Genomic DNA, 20,978 nt, shown 5'->3' with positions numbered 1-20,978 from the left:
ATTAAGCTCAACTGCTTTGAAAGCCATCAGTAGATTTCTTGCACTACCTCCCAAGCCACAACTATCATTCAGTAGAAACGAAAAACTTGCTTGACACCCTTCGCCAGTCCCCTTATCATGAGACTGAAGCTATTTATTTATCTTCGCAATCTGTGCAGGTTAATGACAAAAAACTTAGGGTATTTGGCGTCTCATGTTTAATTTTTCGCACTACGTGCATCGCATGTCTTTAAAAATTTTTAGGTTTTTACCTATATAAGCCGAAACGCGCTTACAAAGCGTTTAAGACAGCAAAAAACGTCAAATTGACAAGGGAGAATTTGAATGCTAGCTACCACGGGGTTTCTTTGCCTTTTTTCCTGCCTAGTAAATTTCTTAAACACTTGCGGTGTAGGTTAGTTGCAAGTTAAAAGCAGCTAAATCGCTCTTAATCAAGCGTTTTAGAATAAAAAAAACGCCGATATTTTAGTACATGGTAAATACCCAACCACCACGGGGTTTCTTTTGCCTTTTTTTTCACTTGGTAAATTTCTTAATATTTGTAGCTAAACGACAACCGTCATTCCGCTACGTGTTAGCGGCTGAGATACCGCGAATGAATCGCGGTATGACGGTTCGCGGCGGCATGACGTAGAAGCTATACTTTTATACTCACCAACTTAGCTGGATCCAAGTAGTCAAGCTACTTGGATCTGCAAATTGCAATGTTCGTACAGCTGCGTGCTTGACACTGGGATTTAGTGCAGTTATCCTAAACTCAAAGATTTACGCTCATCTTGCTATTCTTGGCTGAAAGGAACATATTTTTAGAATAATGAAAACAATCAGCACTTTAATTCAAGAAGAATCGGAGTTATTATCGTCACATAAAGTTGAATCACCACATTTAGATTGTGAAATCATCATGCAGCACGTACTTGGAGTGGAAAGATCATTCATAATTATGAACCATGCTGATCAAGTGCCGATGGAGAAAGAACTTTTGTTTTGGAAATTAACAAAAAAAAGAGCGGAAAGATATCCAATATCGCAAATAATAGGTAATCGTGAATTCTGGAGTAAAAATTTTATAGTTAACCAGCATGTTTTAGATCCAAGGCCAGATAGTGAAACAATAATCCTAGCAGTGTTAAAATATTACCCAAATAAAAAGCAGAAACTAAAAATCGCGGATTTTGGCACAGGCACAGGTTGTTTATTGATATCCGTACTTAGTGAGTATAAATATGCTGTTGGCGTCGGTTTTGAAAAAAGCTTGGAAGCATACAAAGTTGCCTATCAAAACACAAAGAAACATGATCTTCTCAGCAGAGCCAAAATATTTCCAAATTCATGGACAGAGTGCAGAGGCTCATTTGATCTGATAATTAGCAACCCTCCATATATTAAAAGAAGCAAATTGAAAGACTTGCAAGCTGAAGTGCAAAAGGAGCCAAGAATTGCCCTTGATGGTGGTATTGATGGTTTGAGTTGTTACTTGAGCATTTTTCCAATATTAAGGAGGTGTCTTAAAAAAAATGGGTTTGCGATATTGGAGATAGGTGAAGATCAAAGCAATATTGACAAAATAATCCCCTCATACGAATTAGCTTTTCAGGAATATGTATATGACTTAGCGGGAATGAAGAGATGCATTGTTATGCAAAAAACATAGCTAATGTTTTCTTCCTTCATCCCATATTATCCTATGTCATCCCAGTACCCTCTACCTCGTCATCCAAGTAGCGTGACTACTTGGATCTATATTTATAGCATTTCTCATAATAGTCCGAACAGGTCATAGGAAGGCAGAATCAACAGCACGACGAAAGGATTCGAATAGAGGAATGTTTTTCCTAGCTCTGTTTTTTATAGCAAACCAATGATGCTCAATTTTGTTGAAATCTGGAGAATACGGCGGCAGATACAAAATTTCTGCACCAACTCCTCTAGCAAGCTCGATAATCTTACCAGACTTATGAAAAGTAGCATTGTCAAGAATGACAGTCTGTCCAGGTTCCAAGATCGGTGTCAAAAATTGCTCAAACCATCCATTAAAAACATCCATATTACAGTGGCCTTCAAAGGTTAATGGAGCAACTATCTTTCTTCTACTTAAGGCTGCAACCATACTGATTCGTTGAGTTTTCTTTCCAGATTTTAGGCCATAAAACCGCTGTCCTTTCTGGCAATACCCATATGGATAGTCCTCTGTGTTATCAATGCCAGACTCATCTATATAAACTAAGTTTTCTGGTTCTTTTGTTGCTATAATTTTTAAGAATTCAGCACGTTTTTCTTCGTTTCTTTCCTTGTATCCATATGTCTTTTTTTGCGCGTAAATCCAATTTTTCTGAGAGCTCGGTGGATCGTTTGGATACTAACGTTGCCCCAAAGTTTAGCCATTTCCGACAGAGTCTTTCCTCCGTTTTCTCTGGCAAATTTAGCAAAGGCATCCCAGTCGGTGATTTTGTGATTGTAACCTCCATTTCCAAGTTTTTTTGATTGAAAGTCTCCTGTTTCTTTTCTTCTTTGCTGCCACTCCCATAAAGTAGTTCGTCCAATTTTAAATCTTGCTGCCACTGTTTCTCTGCTTCCTCCCTCCTCTAGCGCTTCCATTGCTTTTTTCCTTAAGTCATAACTATATGCTGCTGGCACTCAACCTCCTTATCATCGTCTATCCTTATCTTATCACATCCGGACTTCTATGAAAAGAGCTATAAACTCTTCTCCAGCTACTTTTTTCTCTTTTTCACCTATTGCTTTATCAGGGTGAAACTTTAACGAGAGCTTTCTAAAGCGTCTTCCGACTAACTTGAGTATATCGTCAAACTCCTGGCTTATTACTTCTTCTGCTTTTATTCCTAGTCTTGAAAATAAATTCTGTAAATCGCGATTACTGTAATACTGATTTCTAGTTAAACTTGCCACTATAGCCTCATTATTCTTAAAATAAATATACTATAAGTGTAATAAAAAAACAAGAATTTCAAACTATATCAAAAGCAATTTTATTTTCTACTTTATTCATATAGATTCTTAATTTCTTTCCTTTTGTTAATTTACGATTCAGTATTTCTTCCGCTAAGTAACTTTTTATCTCTTTTTCAATAAGTCTCTCTATCGGACGTGCTCCCATTTCCTTACTATAACCCATTTGTACAAGATAAGATTTCACTTCATCCTCTACCAAGCAGTTTATGCCTTTTTGCGTCAGTTGCTTTTTCAGTTCTAGGACAAATTTATCCACAATATGCAAAATCACATCCGTACTTAAGTCAGAAAAAGAAATAATCGCATCAAGACGATTACGAAATTCAGGGCTAAAAACCTGTTCTATCGCTTTTTCGCTATCACCAATGTTAAAATTTTTATGCCCAAAGCCAACAAAACTTTTGCTGCGTTCAACTGCTCCTGCATTAGTTGTCATAATTAAAATTATATTGGAAAAGTTAACTTTACGTCCGTAAGTGTCTGTAACGCAGCCATAATCCATAATTTGTAGCAATATATTATAGATATCGCTATGGGCCTTTTCAATTTCATCAAGCAGCACAACACTATATTGATTGTTAGATACAGATTCTGTGAGTAATCCACCCTGATCATAACCTACATATCCAGGAGGAGAACCAATCATCCTTGATATCGTATGAGACTCAATATATTCGGACATATCAAAGCGTATAAGATTCATGCCCATGCTTTCTGCTAATTGTTTTGCTAGCTCGGTTTTACCAACACCGGTTGGCCCTGCAAAAAGATAATTTGCTAAAGGCTTATTGTAATTTCTCAACCCAGATTTAGCAATTTTAATAGAATTAACAAGAGATTCTATTGCCTGCCCTTGGCCAAAAATCACCTTCTCTAGATTAGCTTTTAAAGACTTTACTTTCTGCAAATCATCAGATTCAGATCCGCAAGGCACATTTGTAATTCTAGTAATGGTATTCTTAATATCTCTACTATTTACAATTTTACCCCTGTTTCTTAGCAATTTACAATATGCCCCTGCCTCATCAATAACATCAACCGCTTTATCAGGTAATATTCGCCCAGTAATATACTTATGCGAAAGTTCAGCCGCAGACCTAATGGCATTCTTTGTATAATATACTCCATGATACCCTTCATAGTAGTGCTTTATACCATCTAGTATCTTTATCGTTTCATTAACAGAAGATTCTTTAACATTAATTTTTTGAAACCTTCTCGCTAGTGCTTTATCTTTTTCAAAACTAGCGCTGTATTCTCTATATGTGGTTGCACCTATACAACGCAGTGTACCTCTTGCAAGCGCAGGTTTGAGCAGATTACCGGCATCAAGAAAGCTACCACTTGTAGAACCTGCTCCAATGATAGTGTGTATTTCGTCAATAAAAAGGATAGCACCTGGTTTTGCCTCAATCGCTTTTATTATAGATTTTATTCTCTCTTCAAAATCACCTCTGTAGCGTGTCCCTGCAAGAAGTGATCCTAAATCCAAAGCATAAATTATACTGGACCTGAGTGCACCAGGAACACTGCCTTCAATGATCTTTAATACCAAACCCTCAACTATTGTTGTTTTGCCAACACCTGGGTCTCCAACATATAAAGGGTTGTTTTTTCTACGCCTCAATAATATTTCTATAGTGCGATTTAATTCATAATCACGACCAATAACATAATCTATTTTTTTGCTTCTTGCATAGTCATTTAAATTTTTACAATAACTTTGTAGAATTTCTTCATCTTTTAGTAGCTCACCTTTATTTACTGTAGTAGGAGCATCATTATTTTTATCAAGTTTTACTTTATGATTAGTGGTGTATTCATCTATATCGTTAGAGTATTTCATGTTAGATATGTGGTAAATCAAATTGGAATCTTTCGCACTTTGTTTCTGCAATAGATCTTCAACGTATAAATCTTGCCCAGACAAAATTTCTACTAGAACACTTGCTCCATTTATTTCTTTTTTCCCCAAGCTATAAGCCCGTATTATTGCTCTGTGTATTATGCATTGAAACATTGAGCTAGGTTTAACTCCACTGATAATCAATTCAGAACTGCTTTGTAAAAACCCTTTTATATTATTATTATAATCATTAGCCTTAATATTGCACCTTGATAGAATATTATCCATATTGATGATTTCATCGGCTCTGATATTACATCTTGATAAAACGTAATTTACATCCACGTCTTCAGTTAACGCCAGCAATAAATGTTCTACTTTCGCATATTTAAGATTAAAATTAAAAGCAATGAGTAGCGCTCTATTCAAACTTGCCTCTAAGTTTTTGGAAATCATCTCCTATTCTCTTTAAAAGTGGGAACTCATATATAATGAATAGCACACAATTATTAAAAAAATTGAAATCCAGGAGTTCGCTGTAGCCAATTTGAATCCCCACTATGGATCTACGTCATAGCACCACGATATCTCAGCATAGATTCCGCTAATGAGTAGCGGAATGACGAGTTTTACGCTTATCAAGTTGTAGGTAAATCCTATTTAATACGCTTTTTCTAGTACTCTGCTTTTCTTCTTAAATGCATTGATCTTTTTTCTACCGTATTTAGTCTTTAACGTACTTGGCCTTTTAAAGACCTTTTTGCTGTTACGTTTTTTAAATTGTACACTACAATCAAAATTTAACTCTCCTTCTTTGTCTGCCAGTGCAGGCAGTCTTCTCTTATCTTGAGGTGTAACAAAAGATAGCGCATACCCTTCAGCTCCAGCGCGTGCAGTTCTACCTATACGATGAATATAGTCAGCTTGCGATTGTGGTGCATCATAATTGATAACATGTTGAATGTGGGGAATATCAAGGCCGCGAGAAGCAACATCTGTTGCAACCATGATTTGATTACGGCCACGACGAAAAGAATTAATGACCCTTTCGCGCTTGTGCTGCCTTAAATCACCATGAATTGCCAAAGCGCTATAGTCATCTTTGTGCAATCTGTTAGCTAGCTGATCCGCTCCTCGCTTTGTTTTGACAAAGATAATGATTGATCCTTCGCGCTGACATAGTTGTGTAACAAGCTTTTCATATTTTTCTGATTCTGATGCATAAACAATTTCTTGCTTAATTTTTACAGAAGTTGTAGTCTCACAATCAACAGAAATACGTTCTGGTCGATTAAGGTACTTCTCAGCAAGTTTTACTATATCTCCAGGGAGAGTTGCAGAAAACATAAGAGTTTGCTTTATTTTAGGCAAATGCTTCATAATTTCTTCAATCTGAACTCCAAAGCCCATATCAAACATACGATCCGTTTCATCAAGCACAAGAACGCTAACATTGCGAGTAATCAAAGTTTTACGCTCAATATGGTCTATAATACGACCAGGAGTACCTATTACAATTTGTGGTTTTTTCTGAAGCTGATTTAGCTGCCTAAAAATAGGCTCACCACCAATCAACAAAGCGACCCTTAGTGCAGAATTTTGAAATAAGAGTTTTCTTATCTCATTTGTTACCTGATGCGCAAGCTCTCTGGTTGGCACGATGACTAAAGCTGAACCAGCGTTAGGCTCGTTCAGCAACTTAGCAACCAACGGAATAGCAAATGCTAAAGTTTTTCCAGTCCCCGTTTGAGCAGATCCGAGAATATCTTTACCTTGTAGCGCTAAGGGAATTGCTTGTATTTGAATCGGAGTTGGGACGAAAAGATTATTTTTATCTAGAGCTTGTGTAAGCAAAGCTGGGAGACCCATCTCATGAAAATTATTCACAATACGTTAATCCTGTTAAAAGACTTCATAATAGATTAATCTTCCAATCTTAAATTTATTGCAGACTTTTTATCTTCTCCGTTTCTACCGCGCTCCTCTTTAACCTCATAACTCACCCTTTCTCCTTTTATTCCCTTCTCTTTATTCTCTCCTTTAAGTGCCTCAGGTCTTATTCCCGAACGTTCCAATGTGCTAATATGTACAAAAACGTCACCCCCTTTACCTTCTGGCTTGATGAAACCATAGCCTTTTTCGGCATTAAACCATTTTACATTACCAAATTCCATTTAAACAACTCCCAAATTATTAACTAACATTACTAATGTGATGAAAAACTTTGAAATTACGATTGAGAATGCTTTAAGCTTAGCTATTGAAACTAAACCTTTATACTCCATAGTCTATTCTTAACATTACATGACAATAATACACAATTGTTGTACTTGATGCAAATAAATTTTTTAATCGTTAAGCGAACCTGCAACCGTCATTTCGCTAACTTTAATCGTTGGTGAATTAAATTGCCCACAAAAAGTTAGATCATCTGCAACGACTAAATTGCTAAACATATCCTTTAAATTGCTAGCAATGGTAATCTCATGTATTGGATACGTTATTTTTCCATTTTCTATAAAAAATCCAGAAGCGCCTTGGCTGTAATCGCCATTGATTAAATTGACACCAAAACCAAATAAATCAGTTATATATATTCCCTCTTTCACTTCCTGAATTAATTCTTCAAACGATACATTACCATTCTCAATGTAGAGGTTACTAGCTGCAGGAATAACTGCAGCATTACTTGCACGAGTTGCACTTCCGGTTGTTTCTGAGTCTAATTTTCTAGCCGAGTATAAGTCTAAAATCCAATTTTGTAATATTCCGTTTTTTACAAATATATTTTTCTTGCTAGTTATCCCCTCTCCATCAAATGGTCTCGATGCTATGCCTCTTGGCAACAATGGATCATCGATAATGTTAATTCTATCATTGAAAATCTGAGCGTTTAAACTACCCCTTAAGAAAGAACTGTTGCTTATAATACTGCTCCCATTTATAGCAGAAGCAAAGCTTTTTACTAGCCCTTTTGCTGCTCTTTTTTCAAAAATAACTGGAAATTTACCAGTTTTAATTGTACGTGAATTCAATTGATCAACTGCTCTTTTTGCTGCTTCTTTTCCTATTAACTCTGGCAACTTTAAATCACTAAAATTACATGCTATATCATAATCGTAACCAACCTTCATTTCACTTTCTCTTCCAGCAACAACAGAGACCTGATTAGCAAAGGTTGATTTACTAAACGAGCCAATAAAACCAGAAACAGTCGATAATACTGTATTCACTAAAGCGTATGAAGAAGAGGCTCCTTCAGAATTAGTGATACTCTTATGTGCAAGGGCTGAATTTTCTGCAGCTTCAGCAATTTCTTTTAGGTTATCAACGGTTACAACATTATTATCTGAGATACTTAAATCTGCAGAAGAGATATAATTACTACCATTTACAGCAAAATTAATGCAAGGATCTTCTGGCGCATTCTTTGCCATTTCTACCACTTGGCTTACCGTATCACTAAGATTATTCAAATCGTTTGTAGAAATATACGCAGCTTTGTTTTTACCTGCTATAGCTCTGATTCCTACAGTGCAATTTTTAGATTGTGATATCTGCTCAATTTTTGATAGACGCTGAGAAACTGAAGTCTTATTAGTTTCATATATTGTAACTTCCGCGTCTTGATTCTGCTTTTTTATTAATTTAGTGATATCTGCTGCAATATTTAATATATTCATTTTCTGTTCCTTAGATTTTTATAAAGACTCTGCACCACTTATAACTTCAATTAAATCAGTTGTAATTGCTGCTTGACGAGAACGATTATAAAGCAATGCTAGTTTGTTCAGCATCTCTTTAGTGTTTCTGTTTGCTGATTCCATAGCAACCATCCTAGCACTATTCTCACTTGTTGCACTTTCAAGCAAAGCAGAGTAAAGAGCAATTACAACGTAATCTTGAACCAAAGATTTTAAAATAAATTCAATATTTTGTGGTTCATACTCATAGCCGTAATCTGTTGTTGGACCAGCCAGAGAGCTATCAATCAAGGATGAGTCTTTACTCCATGGTTTTATTGTTTCCAACATTGGTTTTTGCGTGAAGGTATTATAGAATTTACTATAAAAAACTTTAACTTTATCGTATTTACTTAAATCTATACCATCAACCAAAGCTTCTACGTGCTTTAACGTGATTCCCTTACTATTTTCAATTTTTAAGATACTTTTAGAGTCAAATCTATTTTTACCTACATCAAAAGCTTTTTTACCAAGAAATACAATGTCTACTTTTTTGCCATTTGCGGTTGACTTATTTACACGCTCTTGGCTAAATTTGACAATAGAAGAGTTAAAGTTGCCGCACAAGCCACGATCAGACGCAACAATGAATACTAGGTAAGAACCGTCGTTACTGACATTTAGAATTTTTGCCAGTAATTCTTGATCAGCTGATAGCATTAATGAAGAAATAATGCTATGCAGCTTAGATACATATAATTTTGAATTTAATAACTTCTTTTGGCTTTGTAACAACTTTGCTGCAGAAACCATTTGCATTATTTTCGTGGTTTTCTGTACAGACTTAATATTCTTAATTCTTAAGGATAATTCCTTTAAGCTCTTCATTTTGTATACAACCCTGATTTATTAAAATATATAATTGTTAGCGTCTAAAAGCAAGTTTTTTTGACATTAGAACCAAGTCTAACTAAAAAACTTGCAGGTTTATTATTTTGAAATAAGGGTTATGTTAAGAGATCTACTCCAAAAATTGTTCAATAGAGGTCTTTGATGGTAATTTTCCATATATTATTATCATCACACTTTGTGGAGCCTTATAATATATAATAAACACAATTAAAACTATTGCAATTTGAACATTTATGACCCCATTGCTTTAGTTCTCTGTTACAATTTTTACACTTCCAGCCTGGATCAGGCAAAGCTTCTGAGCCCATCTTGTTTAGCCAATAAATTACCTTGTCGTGTTCTTGCAATGTAACCTTGAGTTGTATTACAATAAAGTAGATTGACATGTAATTAGCTTTTTTCATAGCAGTGTCTAAATATTGACTTGCAAGATCATATTTACCTGAACTCATTGAGGACAAAGCAAGTAAACAGTAACTAAAATAATAATCAGGGCGTAAGTTGTATAGTCTTTCAGCACCTTTACTATTTAAATTGATGTAAATTTTAGCTGACTGAGGAGTAGGATTTACTGTATACTCTGCCTCTAGCACTGCAGAAGCTTTTCTGATTTTTCCAAGTTTAATATATAATTCTGCCTTTAAATAATTGATGGGCTGAAAAATTGCACTATAACGTTGTGCTCTAAATAAAGACTTTATAGCCTCCTTAAAATTTCCTTTACTTTCATATTGTTTTGCCAAAGCACAATAAAAAACTGCAAACATTTCTTTATGGTCAAAGGGAAGAAAAATATTGAACTTAACTGCTTCCTTCAACCTCAAAATTGCATTAATCCAATCTTCTTTCAATATGCAATGCTCTATTTGAAAGGGAATAGATAGCATTTTATCGTTAATTGAACTAGAGCAATATTCTATAAATTTTTGAAAGACTACTTTTTCTTGTTTAAGGTGAACGATCAGCTTATTGGCCAGAAGTAGAGCTAAGTTACGATTTTTATTTGCAACGTTTGTTAAACCGTTACTGAAAAAGCTGTAATTTCCCGTCTTACCTGAGTTAAAGAGCTTTATTAAAGATAACCTATCGCTCTTCTCATTTAGACTTTTAACTACCTTTTGGGCGTTCTCTATATTGTCTAAGTCTATGCTAAAGAAAGCTTCAAAGAGAAGCAATTCTTCCCCATCCCTTCTTCTATTTCTTATGTTGGCAAATGTTGATGAAATGGAAGAAAAAAAGCGTGCAAGTGCAATTAACAAAAATAATAAAACTACACAAGTAAAAATAATGAAATATAGATCAATACTTATAATGTAATTGCCAAATTCTAATTTTATTACTTCACCACTTACCTTGACCCATATGCCAAATAAAAACGAAAGAGCGAAAATTATAAAATAAATCATGAGATATATTGTAATAAGTGATGATATATTGTTGAAATATTCTTAGAAGCTACAATAAGATCATTCAATTTATTCAGCCATGGTTTGAACTCTGAATGCGTTAAATCTTTTACTGTAGTAGCTATACTTTGCCAATCATTATCGTTTATTGACTCCTCAATTTCTGCAAACTTTACTCTTAATGGATCATTCCGGTCGTCTACCTTTATCCAGTTTGAAATGATTTTTTTGGACAATGTACTTTTGTTGTAATCGATAGTATCAATAGTTTTTTCAAAAGATAACTTCAATTCGTGTAAGGTATTTATCTCTTTCAAATTTTCTAATTCATCTACTGCATTTTCTATCTCTGGATCGTCAAGCTCTGATATCAAAGGCTTTATTGAATTTATATGGTTATCAAATTTTGCTTCTCGCAATAACGAATTCTTCATTTTAACCACAAGTAATAGCAATTTTGCAAGGTTCTTACATCTTGAGTTATTATCACCTTGCTCACATTGAGTATGCTGACTTCTCTTTAAGTCAAATATCCTTTTTTCTATTCTAGATTGATTAACTTCAAGCAACATTTTCAATTCATCTATGTTTTCCGTCAAAACTTTTATATTATCATCGCTTTCCTGCTGATTTATTTTCAAAAATACTATGTTATTTATTGTAATATAACTGGCAAACAATAATATAATTAAAAACCAACCTATGTACTTTTGCTGAGTATCATTCATAACGTAGTATCTCCGCAGGATCTTGTGCAGCTGCCTGCAATGCAGGAGCAATTGTCGCTAAAAATGATAAGAATAACGCAAGTACAGAAATGTTCACTACATCTTGAGGAACTAATATCATTGGCAAACTTGAAAAAAAATATATCATAGGATCAAACAGCTTGACGTTAGTAATGTTTTCTAAAAACACTCTAATATTTTCGATATTGAGAGAAAAGACGACACCTATAATACAGCCAAGACAAGTTCCCGTAAAACCGATTAATAGACCACAAGCACAAAATATGCGCATAATGCTTCCACTTGTTGCACCAAATGTACGCATAATTGCAATCGCGGATTTCTTTTCTTGCACTATCATCATTAAATTTGAGATAATATTAAACGCTGCTACAACTATAATCAAAGTAAGAATTAAAAACATCACATTTCTTTCAGTTTTTAAAGCACTAAAATAATGGCTTTGCTGTGATTGCCAACTTTCAGCTTCCATTCCTATTTCTTTTTCTATAGCATCTGCCAGCTTATCAGCTTTAGTAACGTTGTCTACAAGTACTTCTATATTTTTTATGCTATTTTCATAATTAAAAAAGGCTTGTGCTGATTTTATAGGCATATATATCAAGGTATTATCATACTCAAACATACCCATATCAAATATTGCTATAACTTTATATTTTTTCATTCGCGGCATTTCACCAAGTAATGCATCAAATTCTTCAGATGATATAAACGTAATTTCGTCGCCATAGTCAATGTTCAAAGCTTCTGCCAATCGTGCTCCTATTATTATCCCTCCATCAAATTTTTTTACATCACCTATAATTACATTATTTGTAACGGCAGTACTATCAAGCAAGTCTTTAGTTGACACACCTCGCACTACGCTACCTGCAATTTTACCATTTGCTACAATAATAACTTGATCATTGGTCATAGGAGTAGCTTTTAATATACCAGGAATTCTCTCAATAGATTTTGAAACTGCGTAGTAATCTGAATTTATGTTCCTATCAAAATAAACGTTAATATGGCCATCAATGCCAAGTATTGAGTCAAGCAACTTTGCTCTGAATCCGTTCATCACAGACATCACCACTATTAGTGTTGCAACTCCAAGGGCAATGCCGATAATAGAGAACAAAGTCATTATAGAGCAAAATCTGGCATTTTTCGCTCGCAAATAGCAAGCAGCCATAGTAATTTCAAAGGCAATGGACATTACAAAATATTTTGAGGTTAAACATTATATTTTTGAAACTTCGTATAATTGTAGACTTTTCTTTATTTGAAAACTAGAGATTTTTGCTTCCTTAAATTTAGCAGACTTATAGAATATATTCAATACCTTAACACACAGCTATACGAACATTTGTTTTTGTTAAGGTAATTCACACAGCAAATGGTGTCATGCCAGTGCTTGACACTGGCATCCAGGAAATTTTTCCTTGCAAATAAGTAAACTGATTTGGTGAGCGTAGAAAGCAGCTGATCTTATGCTGAATAAACGTTTTTGATGAGGTTGCATGAAAGCTGGATCCCAGTGTCGAAGCACTGGGATGACACCCTTCCCTGGTAGAGATTTGCCCTCAAATCACAATGTTCGTACAGTTATGACCTTAACATTAGAATTTCAAAATCTTCCATATACATCATCCAACCTCACTATATCATTATCAGATAAATGCTCTCCTATCTGAAATTCAACTATTTCAAGTGGAAAGCTTGTGCTTCTATTTTCAATCCTATGGGAAACTTCCCTTGGGATTTCTATCATATGGTCTTTTGCTATAGCATATTCTTTGTCTTCTAAACTAACATACCCCACTCCTGATAGCACTATATGGCATTCATCTCTATAGTGATGGAATTGCTTAGAAGTGCAGCTTAATGGATTTATAAAAAGATATTTTATAAGAACCTGTACATGATCTCAAGAAAGGAATAAACTAAGAGATAATATATATAAGTTAGGATATATGAGGAGTTTATACCCAAGTGATATAAGTCGGGAAAGATTTGAGATTATGTTACCAGATCTAGAGTCCTGTAGAAAAAAAACAAAACCAAGGAAACTTGATTTGTATGATGTATTTTGTGGAGTGTTATACGTTCTGAAAAGCGGTTGTCAGTGGAGAATGCTACCAAAAGAGTTTCCAAAATGGCGCAATTGTTACGACTATTTTAAGAAGTGGAGTGAAAAACCAGATGCAGATAAAGAAAGTGTTCTGGAGCTGGTGTTAAAAAAAAATAGTTGGCGTGGTCCGACAAAACAATGGTCGGAAAGAAAAAACCAGCTTCTGCATAATTGATGCACAGAGTGTAAAAAATGCAGATACTGCTGAAGAAAAAGGCTATGATGCAGGCAAAAATATTTCAGGAATAAAACGCCATATTGCAGTAGATACGCAAGGTTTGCCCCATGCAATTTATATAACAACAGCAGAGATATAGCTCTTTTCATAGAAGTCCGGATGTGATAAGGTAAGGATAGACGATGATAAGGAGGTTGAGTGCCAGCAGCATATAGTTATGACTTAAGGAAAAAAGCAATGGAAGCGCTAGAGGAGGGAGGAAGCAGAGAAACAGTGGCAGCAAGATTTAAAATTGGACGAACTACTTTATGGGAGTGGCAGCAAAGAAGAAAAGAAACAGGAGACTTTCAATCAAAAAAACTTGGAAATGGAGGTTACAATCACAAAATTACCGACTGGGATGCCTTTGCTAAATTTGCCAGAGAAAACGGAGGAAAGACTCTGTCGGAAATGGCTAAACTTTGGGGCAACGTTAGTATCCAAACGATCCACCGAGCTCTCAGAAAAATTGGATTTACGCGCAAAAAAAGACATATGGATACAAGGAAAGAAACGAAGAAAAACGTGCTGAATTCTTAAAAATTATAGCAACAAAAGAACCAGAAAACTTAGTTTATATAGATGAGTCTGGCATTGATAACACAGAGGACTATCCATATGGGTATTGCCAGAAAGGACAGCGGTTTTATGGCCTAAAATCTGGAAAGAAAACTCAACGAATCAGTATGGTTGCAGCCTTAAGTAGAAGAAAGATAGTTGCTCCATTAACCTTTGAAGGCCACTGTAATATGGATGTTTTTAATGGATGGTTTGAGCAATTTTTGACACCGATCTTGGAACCTGGACAGACTGTCATTCTTGACAATGCTACTTTTCATAAGTCTGGTAAGATTATCGAGCTTGCTAGAGGAGTTGGTGCAGAAATTTTGTATCTGCCGCCGTATTCTCCAGATTTCAACAAAATTGAGCATCATTGGTTTGCTATAAAAAACAGAGCTAGGAAAAACATTCCTCTATTCGAATCCTTTCGTCGTGCTGTTGATTCTGCCTTCCTATGACCTGTTCGGACTATTATAAGAAATGCTATAACTGACCGCAGCAGTGCTGTGAGAATGGTCGAAAATGCAAAAGAAAACCTCTCGGGAGTTAAAAATGTACTGGTTGATGCAGGCTATACTGGAGAGAATTTTGCAACTCAAATAAAAACGATTATTGGTGCAACCGTTGAAGTGATAAAAAGAAATGAATTACATTCCTTTGTTGTATTGCCCAAAAGATGGGTTGTGGAGCGATCTTTTGCTTGGTTAGAAAAATGTAGAAGATTGTGGAAAAATTGTAAGCGAAAACTCAATACTAGCCTACAAATGGTCGTTCTGGCTTTCACTGCCTTACTTCTGAAAAGATTATGAACAGGCTCTAAGAAAATTTTCGCTCATTAAAATTATACTACAAAATCCCCATGGTTTAACTTCTTTCCTTATCACCTTTACTTTCTTAACTTTATGAATAAATGAAATTAGACTTTTGTTTGGTTGCTTACAAGCTCCACTCAATAAATTTTTATTACTTTCTGTCGTTGAAACTGGTTCTTTTTCTCTAACCACATGCTGAAATGACACCGGTTCTTTACTAAACTTCTCACTCAATTCTAAAACTGAATTCCAAGTTCCAACATCCAACCAATCGAAATTAGCTTCTATCATTGCAACGTTTTTTGCTTTCTCCATCACCAAGTAATCAATGGATATGTCTTTAATTCCTGCAAAATCTTGTTGTTTTAAATATAGAAATCTCTCTTGCAGTGTGAAATGTTTAAAACATGAATTGTAAAGATTCGGGGCAGATTTTTTGATCTCATCTATGTAGCGTTTTGCTTTAAACACAAATATTCCAGAGTTCCAATAATGATCGTTACTTAACTTACGCTCGGGTTTTTCTGTAAAATCTTTCACTATATGACATTTTTCTTTCTGATCATATACTGCATTTATATAGCCGTATTCAGAATTGAATTCATGAGGCTTAACCCCAAAAGTGACTATAGAGTTAGTTTCAGAGGCTAACTTAGACGCTTTTTGAGTAGAAGCATAAAAACTATTCAAATCACCTATGAAATGATCTGAAGGCATAATTAACATTGTCTCGTTTTCATTGCAGAGAAGTGCAGCAATTAATATTGCCGCTGCTGTTCCAATTTTCACTGGTTCGAAAATCACTTTATATTCTTGCAGCACATGTAATTCCTCCATCACTAATGACTCGTACTGTATATTTGTAGCAATTATGGGCGGCATATAATCGCTTTTTAGCCTCAACAAAGTGTTGTGAAACATAGTGTTCTGACTAAATATTTTCTGAAATTGCTTTGGCTTAGATAAAGGCCAAAGTCTACTACCACTACCACCACACAATATTACAGGGCGCATTTAGTTAAGATATTAATTAAATAATTAATATCTTATACTGAGGGCAAAATGTATGCAAGCTTTTGTTGTAAAATGATTAAATAGAGGGTAGGTATCAATTTAAAGTAATGGCTAATGAGAGTGATCGTGTGTAGCGCCTTGCCCTTGCTGTGAATTTCTTCTATTTTGCTCTTTCCCAACATAAGTATTGCCGCTCTTTTGATTTCCAAACTCAGCTATTTTTTCATTAATTTTGTTTTGCAACTTTTCCTTTAAGCTTTCTCCAATATCTGGTTTTCTAGATTTACCCATACTTTCACTACTTTTATTCGGCACCTTTTCTAAGTCTCTCCTCCTGGCGTTAAGCTCTTTCCATGTGTCCACTATACTATGCGGTTGATAATCTTTCTTCTCTGGCTCTGATCTTTTTCCTTCTTTAACAACCGAATAATCATTCTCTGCTTCTTTCCAGCACTCTTCCAATTGGCGTTTCCACATAGTTAAGTAAGCATCACCATATTTTTTCTCATTTGCTACAAACAATAAAATTGGAGCCTTAAGTACGGTAGCTCCCATATTCACTAAATTTTTTACTGCCATTGCAGGAGTGAATAAAAGATAACAAAAAGACTTCGCAATTGGGTTTTGTTTGCCTATTAAATACTCCCCTAACTTTATAGGAAGAAAAGTCAACAATTTAGTACAAACTTTAGCTAAACTTGTAGCAAAAACGATAGGAACAGATATAAGACTTTTATCTAGCTCCAAGTTATTATTCTGATCTCTAATTTCTGAAAAATGGGTGCTTAGCTTTTTGTCATCACTAGTGTATAATAATTCTCCATTTCTTCCTTTTTCATCAACAACTTCCTGAACTTTACCTTCTTTATTTTTTACCTTTTTAGTTAGCACAGAAGAGTTAGTTAATTCAAACGGATATTGAGAATTCTTAGTTTTTTGAGCTTCGAAAATTGGCACGTGTTTTTTCAAATCCATTCTCGAAAAGCCTAATGGCTCAAAGTATGACTTATCTAACCAATCTATAGAAATTTGCTTACCCTGATTATTTATACGATTGATAGTAAAATAAGATCTATCATTATCTTTATTTTCGGTAACTAAAGATAATCTGAAACTTGGTTGTTCTCCATTCTCATTTTTTTGACCATACAAAAGTTTATACGTGGGTTTTTCACCTTCTAGTATAAGCTTTCCATGCATATCCTTGTTTTCTATAATTTTTCCAGACTCTTTAATCTGATCGTAATTTTTTGGATACTTGCATTTCTTTCCATCATACATCATTACCTTTCTAAGGTCTTCGACGTAAACTTGAGATCCAGGTGAAGTAAGCAGACCTTTTGCTTTAAGTGTAAGATCTATTGCTCCCTTCTTTAATGCTTCAAACATATTGTCAAACCAAAATCGCTATAATGCTATAGTTCAATAATAAAACTAGTGCACTAATAATATATTAACACAGCACCGGTGATTTTACAAGAAAATATGCCTGTAGAAGATAAAGATTGTAAAAGCGAGGGTTATATAAGTAATGCTTGATAAGTACTTTATACATGTAATTGTAAAAATCCTTAGAGATACGCTGTGTATATAATCTTCACACACTACCTGCATTCCAAGAACTGCGTGCCAAAAAATGCAAAACAACAATACAACAAAAAATAAAAGCTCTAAAGGGTGATTAATAAATTTTTCACTAAAAGACAAAGAGCTATCAGTATAAAATGCGCAAGAAAATGAATAGATAAACCAAGGAAATAAAAGCAGTAAAATTACAGCAGAAACACGCTGAACCCACCAATGATGTACTGAATTTCCAGATTGACTCATATAAACATAAATAAAAAAGCCATAGTAGAAAGGAGTAGCGTTACTGTCAGCAGTATAGCACTCCTTGAAACGCCAGTAATTTCTAAATTAAGCCCAGCATCCCACAATAAATGACGAATACCATTAAGAAAATGATATACAAAACTTATAAAACATAAGACATAAGCTAATTTAGCAACAGGAGTGAATAATAATGCATTTAAGTACCTTACTATAAGTAACTCAGGAAAGTAAACATGTAATATGAAATACCAAGAAAGTATCATTAATAAAGGGAATAGCAAGATACCAGTCAATCTGTGCATAATAGAGAAAAAACTAGTAACTTGTACTTTACATATTTGTAAATGTGGAGAAAGAGGTCTATCACTCATAAAATTCCGTTATCGGGAAATTAAAACAAAGTAGAAGTAAAGACAGCAGTATAGCACATAACAACACCATCATTAAAAATGGTAAGCTATGTGCAAAGCCTAAGGAGGTAATCCAGCTGCAGATTCCCCTACTGCTACCTTGTTACGACTTCACCCCAGTCACCGATCCCACTTTAAATAACTCCCTCCTTGCGGTTAGGTCGTTAGCTTCGAGTGAAACCAATTCCCATGGCGTGACGGGCAGTGTGTACAAGACCCGAGAACGTATTCACCGTGGCGTGCTGATCCACGATTACTAGCGATTCCAACTTCATGCACTCGAGTTGCAGAGTACAATCCGAACTGAGATGGCTTTTAAGGGATTGGCTTAGCCTCGCGACTTTGCAGCCCATTGTAGCCACCATTGTAGCACGTGTGTAGCCCACTCCATAAGGGCCATGATGACTTGACATCATCCCCACCTTCCTCCAGTTTATCACTGGCAGTTTCCTTAAAGTCCCCAGCATTACCTGATGGTAACTAAGGATGAGGGTTGCGCTCGTTGCGGGACTTAACCCAACATCTCACGACACGAGCTGACGACAGCCATGCAACACCTGTGTGAAACCCGGCCGAACCGACCCTATCCCTTCGAATAGGTATAATTTCCATGTCAAGGAGTGGTAAGGTTTTTCGCGTTGCATCGAATTAAACCACATGCTCCACCGCTTGTGCGGGTCCCCGTCAATTCCTTTGAGTTTTAATCTTGCGACCGTAGTCCCCAGGCGGAATGTTTAACGCGTTAGCTGTAATACAGAAAGTAAAACTTCCCATATTTAACATTCATCGTTTACAGCGTGGACTACCAGGGTATCTAATCCTGTTTGCTCCCCACGCCTTCGCGCCTCAGCGTCAGATTTGAACCAGATAGACGCCTTCGCCACTGGTGTTCCTCCTAATATTTACGAATTTCACCTCTACACTAGGAATTCCCCTATCCTCTTTCAATCTCTAGATTAGCAGTTTTAAAAGCAATTCCAAGGTTGAGCCTTGGGATTTCACTTTTAACTTACTAATCCGCCTACGCGCCCTTTACGCCCAATAATTCCGAATAACGCTAGCCCTCTCCGTATTACCGCGGCTGCTGGCACGGAGTTAGCCAGGACTTCTTCTGTGAGTACCGTCATTATCTTCCTCACTAAAAGAGCTTTACAACCCAAAGGCCTTCTTCACTCATGCGGCATGGCTGGATCAGGCTTTCGCCCATTGTCCAATATTCCCCACTGCTGCCTCCCGTAGGAGGCTGGACCGTATCTCAGTTCCAGTGTGGCTGACCATCCTCTCAGATCAGCTATAGATCATTGCCTTGGTAGGCTATTACTCCACCAACTAGCTAATCTAGTATAGGCTCATCTAATAGCAATAAATTTTTCCCCCGTAGGGCGTATACGGTATTAGTTGCCGTTTCCAACAATTATTCCGTACTACTAGGTAGATTCCTATACATTACTCACCCGTCTGCCACTAAGTTATACCATAGCAAGCTACAATATAACTCCGTTCGACTTGCATGTGTTAGGCCTGCCGCCAGCGTTCATTCTGAGCCAGGATCAAACTCTCAAATTTAGACTTCAACCTATAAAAGGTTGAGGGTACATCGGATAAATCCGACAAAAAATAATTTAGCTTAATACTGCTGTCTTTATTTCTACTTTAAAAATACTTTAATTTCCAACTATTCAAACAACTTTAAGAATATTATTATGTGATATAATCACTATGTCAATATGTTTTTGCAAATCAAAAGCATTAATGTATAAATATATAACTAAATGTATAAATATATAACTATTTGGAATATTACCATGAAAAAATACATCTTTCTGCTTGCACTCGCGCCAATGTTAGTTGGCATTACACTATGCTTATTGCGCAACATTGATAACACAAAACAATCTATAACTGCAGGTGACAAGTTTTACGAAGTATTATTCTTAAAAAAAGATAATAAGCCGCTACTAGAAAAAATAGATTCAAATTGGGGGTATCTAGCAAATTTTGAACACGCATTCAATCATATCTCAGATTCAATGCCAACAGACACAGCATCTATTTATAATGATTTGGCAGATGATAAAGATGCTCCTGATGTTTTGCGTGAGTTAGCACAATATTTAGAAGTAATGAGCTTACTTCACTCCAACGGTGAAAAAATAAATAAAGATAAAATTGATAATTTAGAATCAAGTGCGGTGTATCCTTATTCAAGCCAAGAAGCTATCGCTGTAGTAAAGATACATAATAACGACATTAAAGGTGCAACTGAAATATTGCGTTCCCTATTAAATGATAGAAAATGCCCTATCCTAATCAAAGCTAATGCACAAGAATTACTCAGGATATATGGGAGTTAACTCATTAGACTTTTTGCATAGCTTTTGGCAGCGTGTTGGATGAAACGAAAAAACTTACTTGACACCCTTCGCCAGCCCCCTTATCATGA

At 35.5% G+C, this 20,978-nt stretch carries 18 protein-coding genes, 1 rRNA gene and 2 pseudogenes; 5 read left to right on the top strand and 16 right to left on the bottom strand.

What is annotated here, in order from left to right:
* Positions 1-814: 814 nt before the first annotated feature.
* Positions 815-1,654: a peptide chain release factor N(5)-glutamine methyltransferase gene (gene prmC / locus ABWU71_RS02105; RefSeq protein WP_353284680.1), complete on the top strand. Its 840-nt coding sequence runs from the start codon at positions 815-817 to the stop codon at positions 1,652-1,654.
* Positions 1,655-1,777: 123 nt separating this feature from the next.
* Here the strand turns inward: prmC and ABWU71_RS02100 are convergent.
* The 11 genes from ABWU71_RS02100 to ABWU71_RS02050 all read right to left on the bottom strand — a co-directional run bounded on the left by ABWU71_RS02100 (position 1,778) and on the right by ABWU71_RS02050 (position 13,451).
* Positions 1,778-2,637, bottom strand: a protein-coding gene (locus tag ABWU71_RS02100) for an IS630 family transposase (RefSeq protein WP_353284076.1) whose coding sequence is annotated in 2 segments (ribosomal slippage) — positions 1,778-2,313 and positions 2,313-2,637 — 861 coding nt in all. Because the reading frame shifts where the segments join, the coding sequence is not laid out codon by codon here.
* A 33-nt stretch (positions 2,638-2,670) separates the two neighbouring features.
* Entirely contained in the window at positions 2,671-2,910 is a 240-nt protein-coding gene (locus ABWU71_RS02095; protein ID WP_353284679.1) for a hypothetical protein, read from the bottom strand.
* 58 nt (positions 2,911-2,968) lie between these two features.
* A complete protein-coding gene (locus ABWU71_RS02090) occupies positions 2,969-5,275 on the bottom strand; it encodes an AAA family ATPase (RefSeq protein WP_353284678.1) in 2,307 nt (768 codons plus the stop codon).
* A 204-nt stretch (positions 5,276-5,479) separates the two neighbouring features.
* On the bottom strand, positions 5,480-6,706 hold the full coding sequence (locus tag ABWU71_RS02085; RefSeq protein ID WP_353284677.1) for a DEAD/DEAH box helicase: 1,227 nt from the start codon (positions 6,704-6,706) through the stop codon (positions 5,480-5,482).
* A gap of 35 nt (positions 6,707-6,741) precedes the next feature.
* The gene (locus tag ABWU71_RS02080; RefSeq protein ID WP_006279919.1) at positions 6,742-6,993 is read right to left on the bottom strand and encodes a cold-shock protein; all 252 of its coding nucleotides are present in this window, start codon (positions 6,991-6,993) and stop codon (positions 6,742-6,744) included.
* A gap of 174 nt (positions 6,994-7,167) precedes the next feature.
* The gene (locus ABWU71_RS02075; RefSeq protein WP_353284676.1) at positions 7,168-8,502 is read right to left on the bottom strand and encodes a TldD/PmbA family protein; all 1,335 of its coding nucleotides are present in this window, start codon (positions 8,500-8,502) and stop codon (positions 7,168-7,170) included.
* Positions 8,503-8,520: 18 nt separating this feature from the next.
* Entirely contained in the window at positions 8,521-9,393 is an 873-nt protein-coding gene (gene atpG, locus ABWU71_RS02070; protein ID WP_353284675.1) for an ATP synthase F1 subunit gamma, read from the bottom strand.
* 209 nt (positions 9,394-9,602) lie between these two features.
* Positions 9,603-10,823 (bottom strand): heme biosynthesis protein HemY, encoded by a 1,221-nt coding sequence (locus ABWU71_RS02065; protein WP_353284674.1) that lies wholly within the window; start codon positions 10,821-10,823, stop codon positions 9,603-9,605.
* A complete protein-coding gene (locus tag ABWU71_RS02060; RefSeq protein WP_353284673.1) occupies positions 10,820-11,551 on the bottom strand; it encodes a hypothetical protein in 732 nt (243 codons plus the stop codon). The genes ABWU71_RS02065 and ABWU71_RS02060 overlap by 4 nt, the downstream gene beginning before the upstream one ends.
* Positions 11,544-12,773 carry a lipoprotein-releasing ABC transporter permease subunit gene (locus ABWU71_RS02055; protein WP_353284672.1) on the bottom strand — a complete coding sequence of 410 codons (1,230 nt, stop codon included), beginning with the start codon at positions 12,771-12,773 and terminating at the stop codon, positions 11,544-11,546. Before ABWU71_RS02055 ends, ABWU71_RS02060 begins: the two co-directional genes overlap by 8 nt.
* A 411-nt stretch (positions 12,774-13,184) precedes the next feature.
* A complete protein-coding gene (locus tag ABWU71_RS02050; protein WP_353284871.1) occupies positions 13,185-13,451 on the bottom strand; it encodes a cupin domain-containing protein in 267 nt (88 codons plus the stop codon).
* 79 nt (positions 13,452-13,530) lie between these two features.
* Here ABWU71_RS02050 and ABWU71_RS02045 point away from each other — a divergent pair.
* The 3 genes and pseudogenes from ABWU71_RS02045 to ABWU71_RS02035 form a co-directional block, all read left to right on the top strand.
* Positions 13,531-14,002 (top strand): annotated as a pseudogene (locus ABWU71_RS02045) (IS5 family transposase); the annotation flags it as partial.
* Between the two features lie 62 nt (positions 14,003-14,064).
* A protein-coding gene (locus ABWU71_RS02040) for an IS630 family transposase (RefSeq protein ID WP_353284076.1) occupies positions 14,065-14,924 on the top strand; the annotation gives its coding sequence in 2 pieces (ribosomal slippage) (positions 14,065-14,389 and positions 14,389-14,924; 861 coding nt in all).
* A gap of 27 nt (positions 14,925-14,951) precedes the next feature.
* A pseudogene (locus ABWU71_RS02035) lies at positions 14,952-15,275 on the top strand (transposase); the annotation flags it as partial.
* Here the strand turns inward: ABWU71_RS02035 and ABWU71_RS02030 are convergent.
* The 5 genes from ABWU71_RS02030 to ABWU71_RS02010 form a co-directional block, all read right to left on the bottom strand.
* Entirely contained in the window at positions 15,270-16,292 is a 1,023-nt protein-coding gene (locus ABWU71_RS02030; RefSeq protein WP_353284671.1) for a mannose-1-phosphate guanylyltransferase, read from the bottom strand. The pseudogene ABWU71_RS02035 and the gene ABWU71_RS02030 sit on opposite strands and share 6 nt — an antisense overlap.
* A gap of 111 nt (positions 16,293-16,403) precedes the next feature.
* Complete coding sequence (locus ABWU71_RS02025) at positions 16,404-17,681, bottom strand: hypothetical protein (protein ID WP_353284670.1); 1,278 nt, start codon at positions 17,679-17,681, stop codon at positions 16,404-16,406.
* A gap of 84 nt (positions 17,682-17,765) precedes the next feature.
* Positions 17,766-18,122, bottom strand: a complete 357-nt coding sequence (sdhD, locus tag ABWU71_RS02020; RefSeq protein ID WP_353284669.1) for a succinate dehydrogenase, hydrophobic membrane anchor protein — start codon at positions 18,120-18,122, stop codon at positions 17,766-17,768.
* Entirely contained in the window at positions 18,119-18,496 is a 378-nt protein-coding gene (sdhC, locus tag ABWU71_RS02015; protein WP_353284668.1) for a succinate dehydrogenase, cytochrome b556 subunit, read from the bottom strand. The genes sdhD and sdhC overlap by 4 nt, the downstream gene beginning before the upstream one ends.
* Positions 18,497-18,596: 100 nt before the next feature.
* A 16S ribosomal RNA gene (locus ABWU71_RS02010) occupies positions 18,597-20,101 on the bottom strand.
* Between the two features lie 206 nt (positions 20,102-20,307).
* On the opposite strand from ABWU71_RS02010, the gene ABWU71_RS02005 reads away from it, so the two are divergent.
* Positions 20,308-20,889 (top strand): hypothetical protein, encoded by a 582-nt coding sequence (locus ABWU71_RS02005; protein ID WP_353284667.1) that lies wholly within the window; start codon positions 20,308-20,310, stop codon positions 20,887-20,889.
* Positions 20,890-20,978: the final 89 nt, after the last annotated feature.

Source organism: Wolbachia endosymbiont (group A) of Lasioglossum fulvicorne, from assembly GCF_964028605.1.
In the GTDB taxonomy this organism is placed as follows: domain Bacteria; phylum Pseudomonadota; class Alphaproteobacteria; order Rickettsiales; family Anaplasmataceae; genus Wolbachia.
This window is presented reverse-complemented; position numbering and strand designations above follow the sequence as displayed.

Bases quoted from the DNA above. Each gene is read 5' to 3' on its own strand.
- prmC (WP_353284680.1), top strand. From the start codon at position 815: ATGAAAACAATCAGCACTTTAATTCAAGAAGAATCGGAGTTATTATCG.
- ABWU71_RS02090 (WP_353284678.1), bottom strand. From the start codon at position 5,275: ATGATTTCCAAAAACTTAGAGGCAAGTTTGAATAGAGCGCTACTCATT.
- ABWU71_RS02080 (WP_006279919.1), bottom strand. From the start codon at position 6,993: ATGGAATTTGGTAATGTAAAATGGTTTAATGCCGAAAAAGGCTATGGT.
- ABWU71_RS02075 (WP_353284676.1), bottom strand. From the start codon at position 8,502: ATGAATATATTAAATATTGCAGCAGATATCACTAAATTAATAAAAAAG.
- atpG (WP_353284675.1), bottom strand. From the start codon at position 9,393: ATGAAGAGCTTAAAGGAATTATCCTTAAGAATTAAGAATATTAAGTCT.
- ABWU71_RS02065 (WP_353284674.1), bottom strand. From the start codon at position 10,823: ATGATTTATTTTATAATTTTCGCTCTTTCGTTTTTATTTGGCATATGG.
- ABWU71_RS02060 (WP_353284673.1), bottom strand. From the start codon at position 11,551: ATGAATGATACTCAGCAAAAGTACATAGGTTGGTTTTTAATTATATTA.
- ABWU71_RS02055 (WP_353284672.1), bottom strand. From the start codon at position 12,773: ATGTCCATTGCCTTTGAAATTACTATGGCTGCTTGCTATTTGCGAGCG.
- ABWU71_RS02030 (WP_353284671.1), bottom strand. From the start codon at position 16,292: ATGCGCCCTGTAATATTGTGTGGTGGTAGTGGTAGTAGACTTTGGCCT.
- ABWU71_RS02025 (WP_353284670.1), bottom strand. From the start codon at position 17,681: ATGTTTGAAGCATTAAAGAAGGGAGCAATAGATCTTACACTTAAAGCA.
- sdhD (WP_353284669.1), bottom strand. From the start codon at position 18,122: ATGAGTCAATCTGGAAATTCAGTACATCATTGGTGGGTTCAGCGTGTT.
- sdhC (WP_353284668.1), bottom strand. From the start codon at position 18,496: ATGAGTGATAGACCTCTTTCTCCACATTTACAAATATGTAAAGTACAA.
- ABWU71_RS02005 (WP_353284667.1), top strand. From the start codon at position 20,308: ATGTATAAATATATAACTATTTGGAATATTACCATGAAAAAATACATC.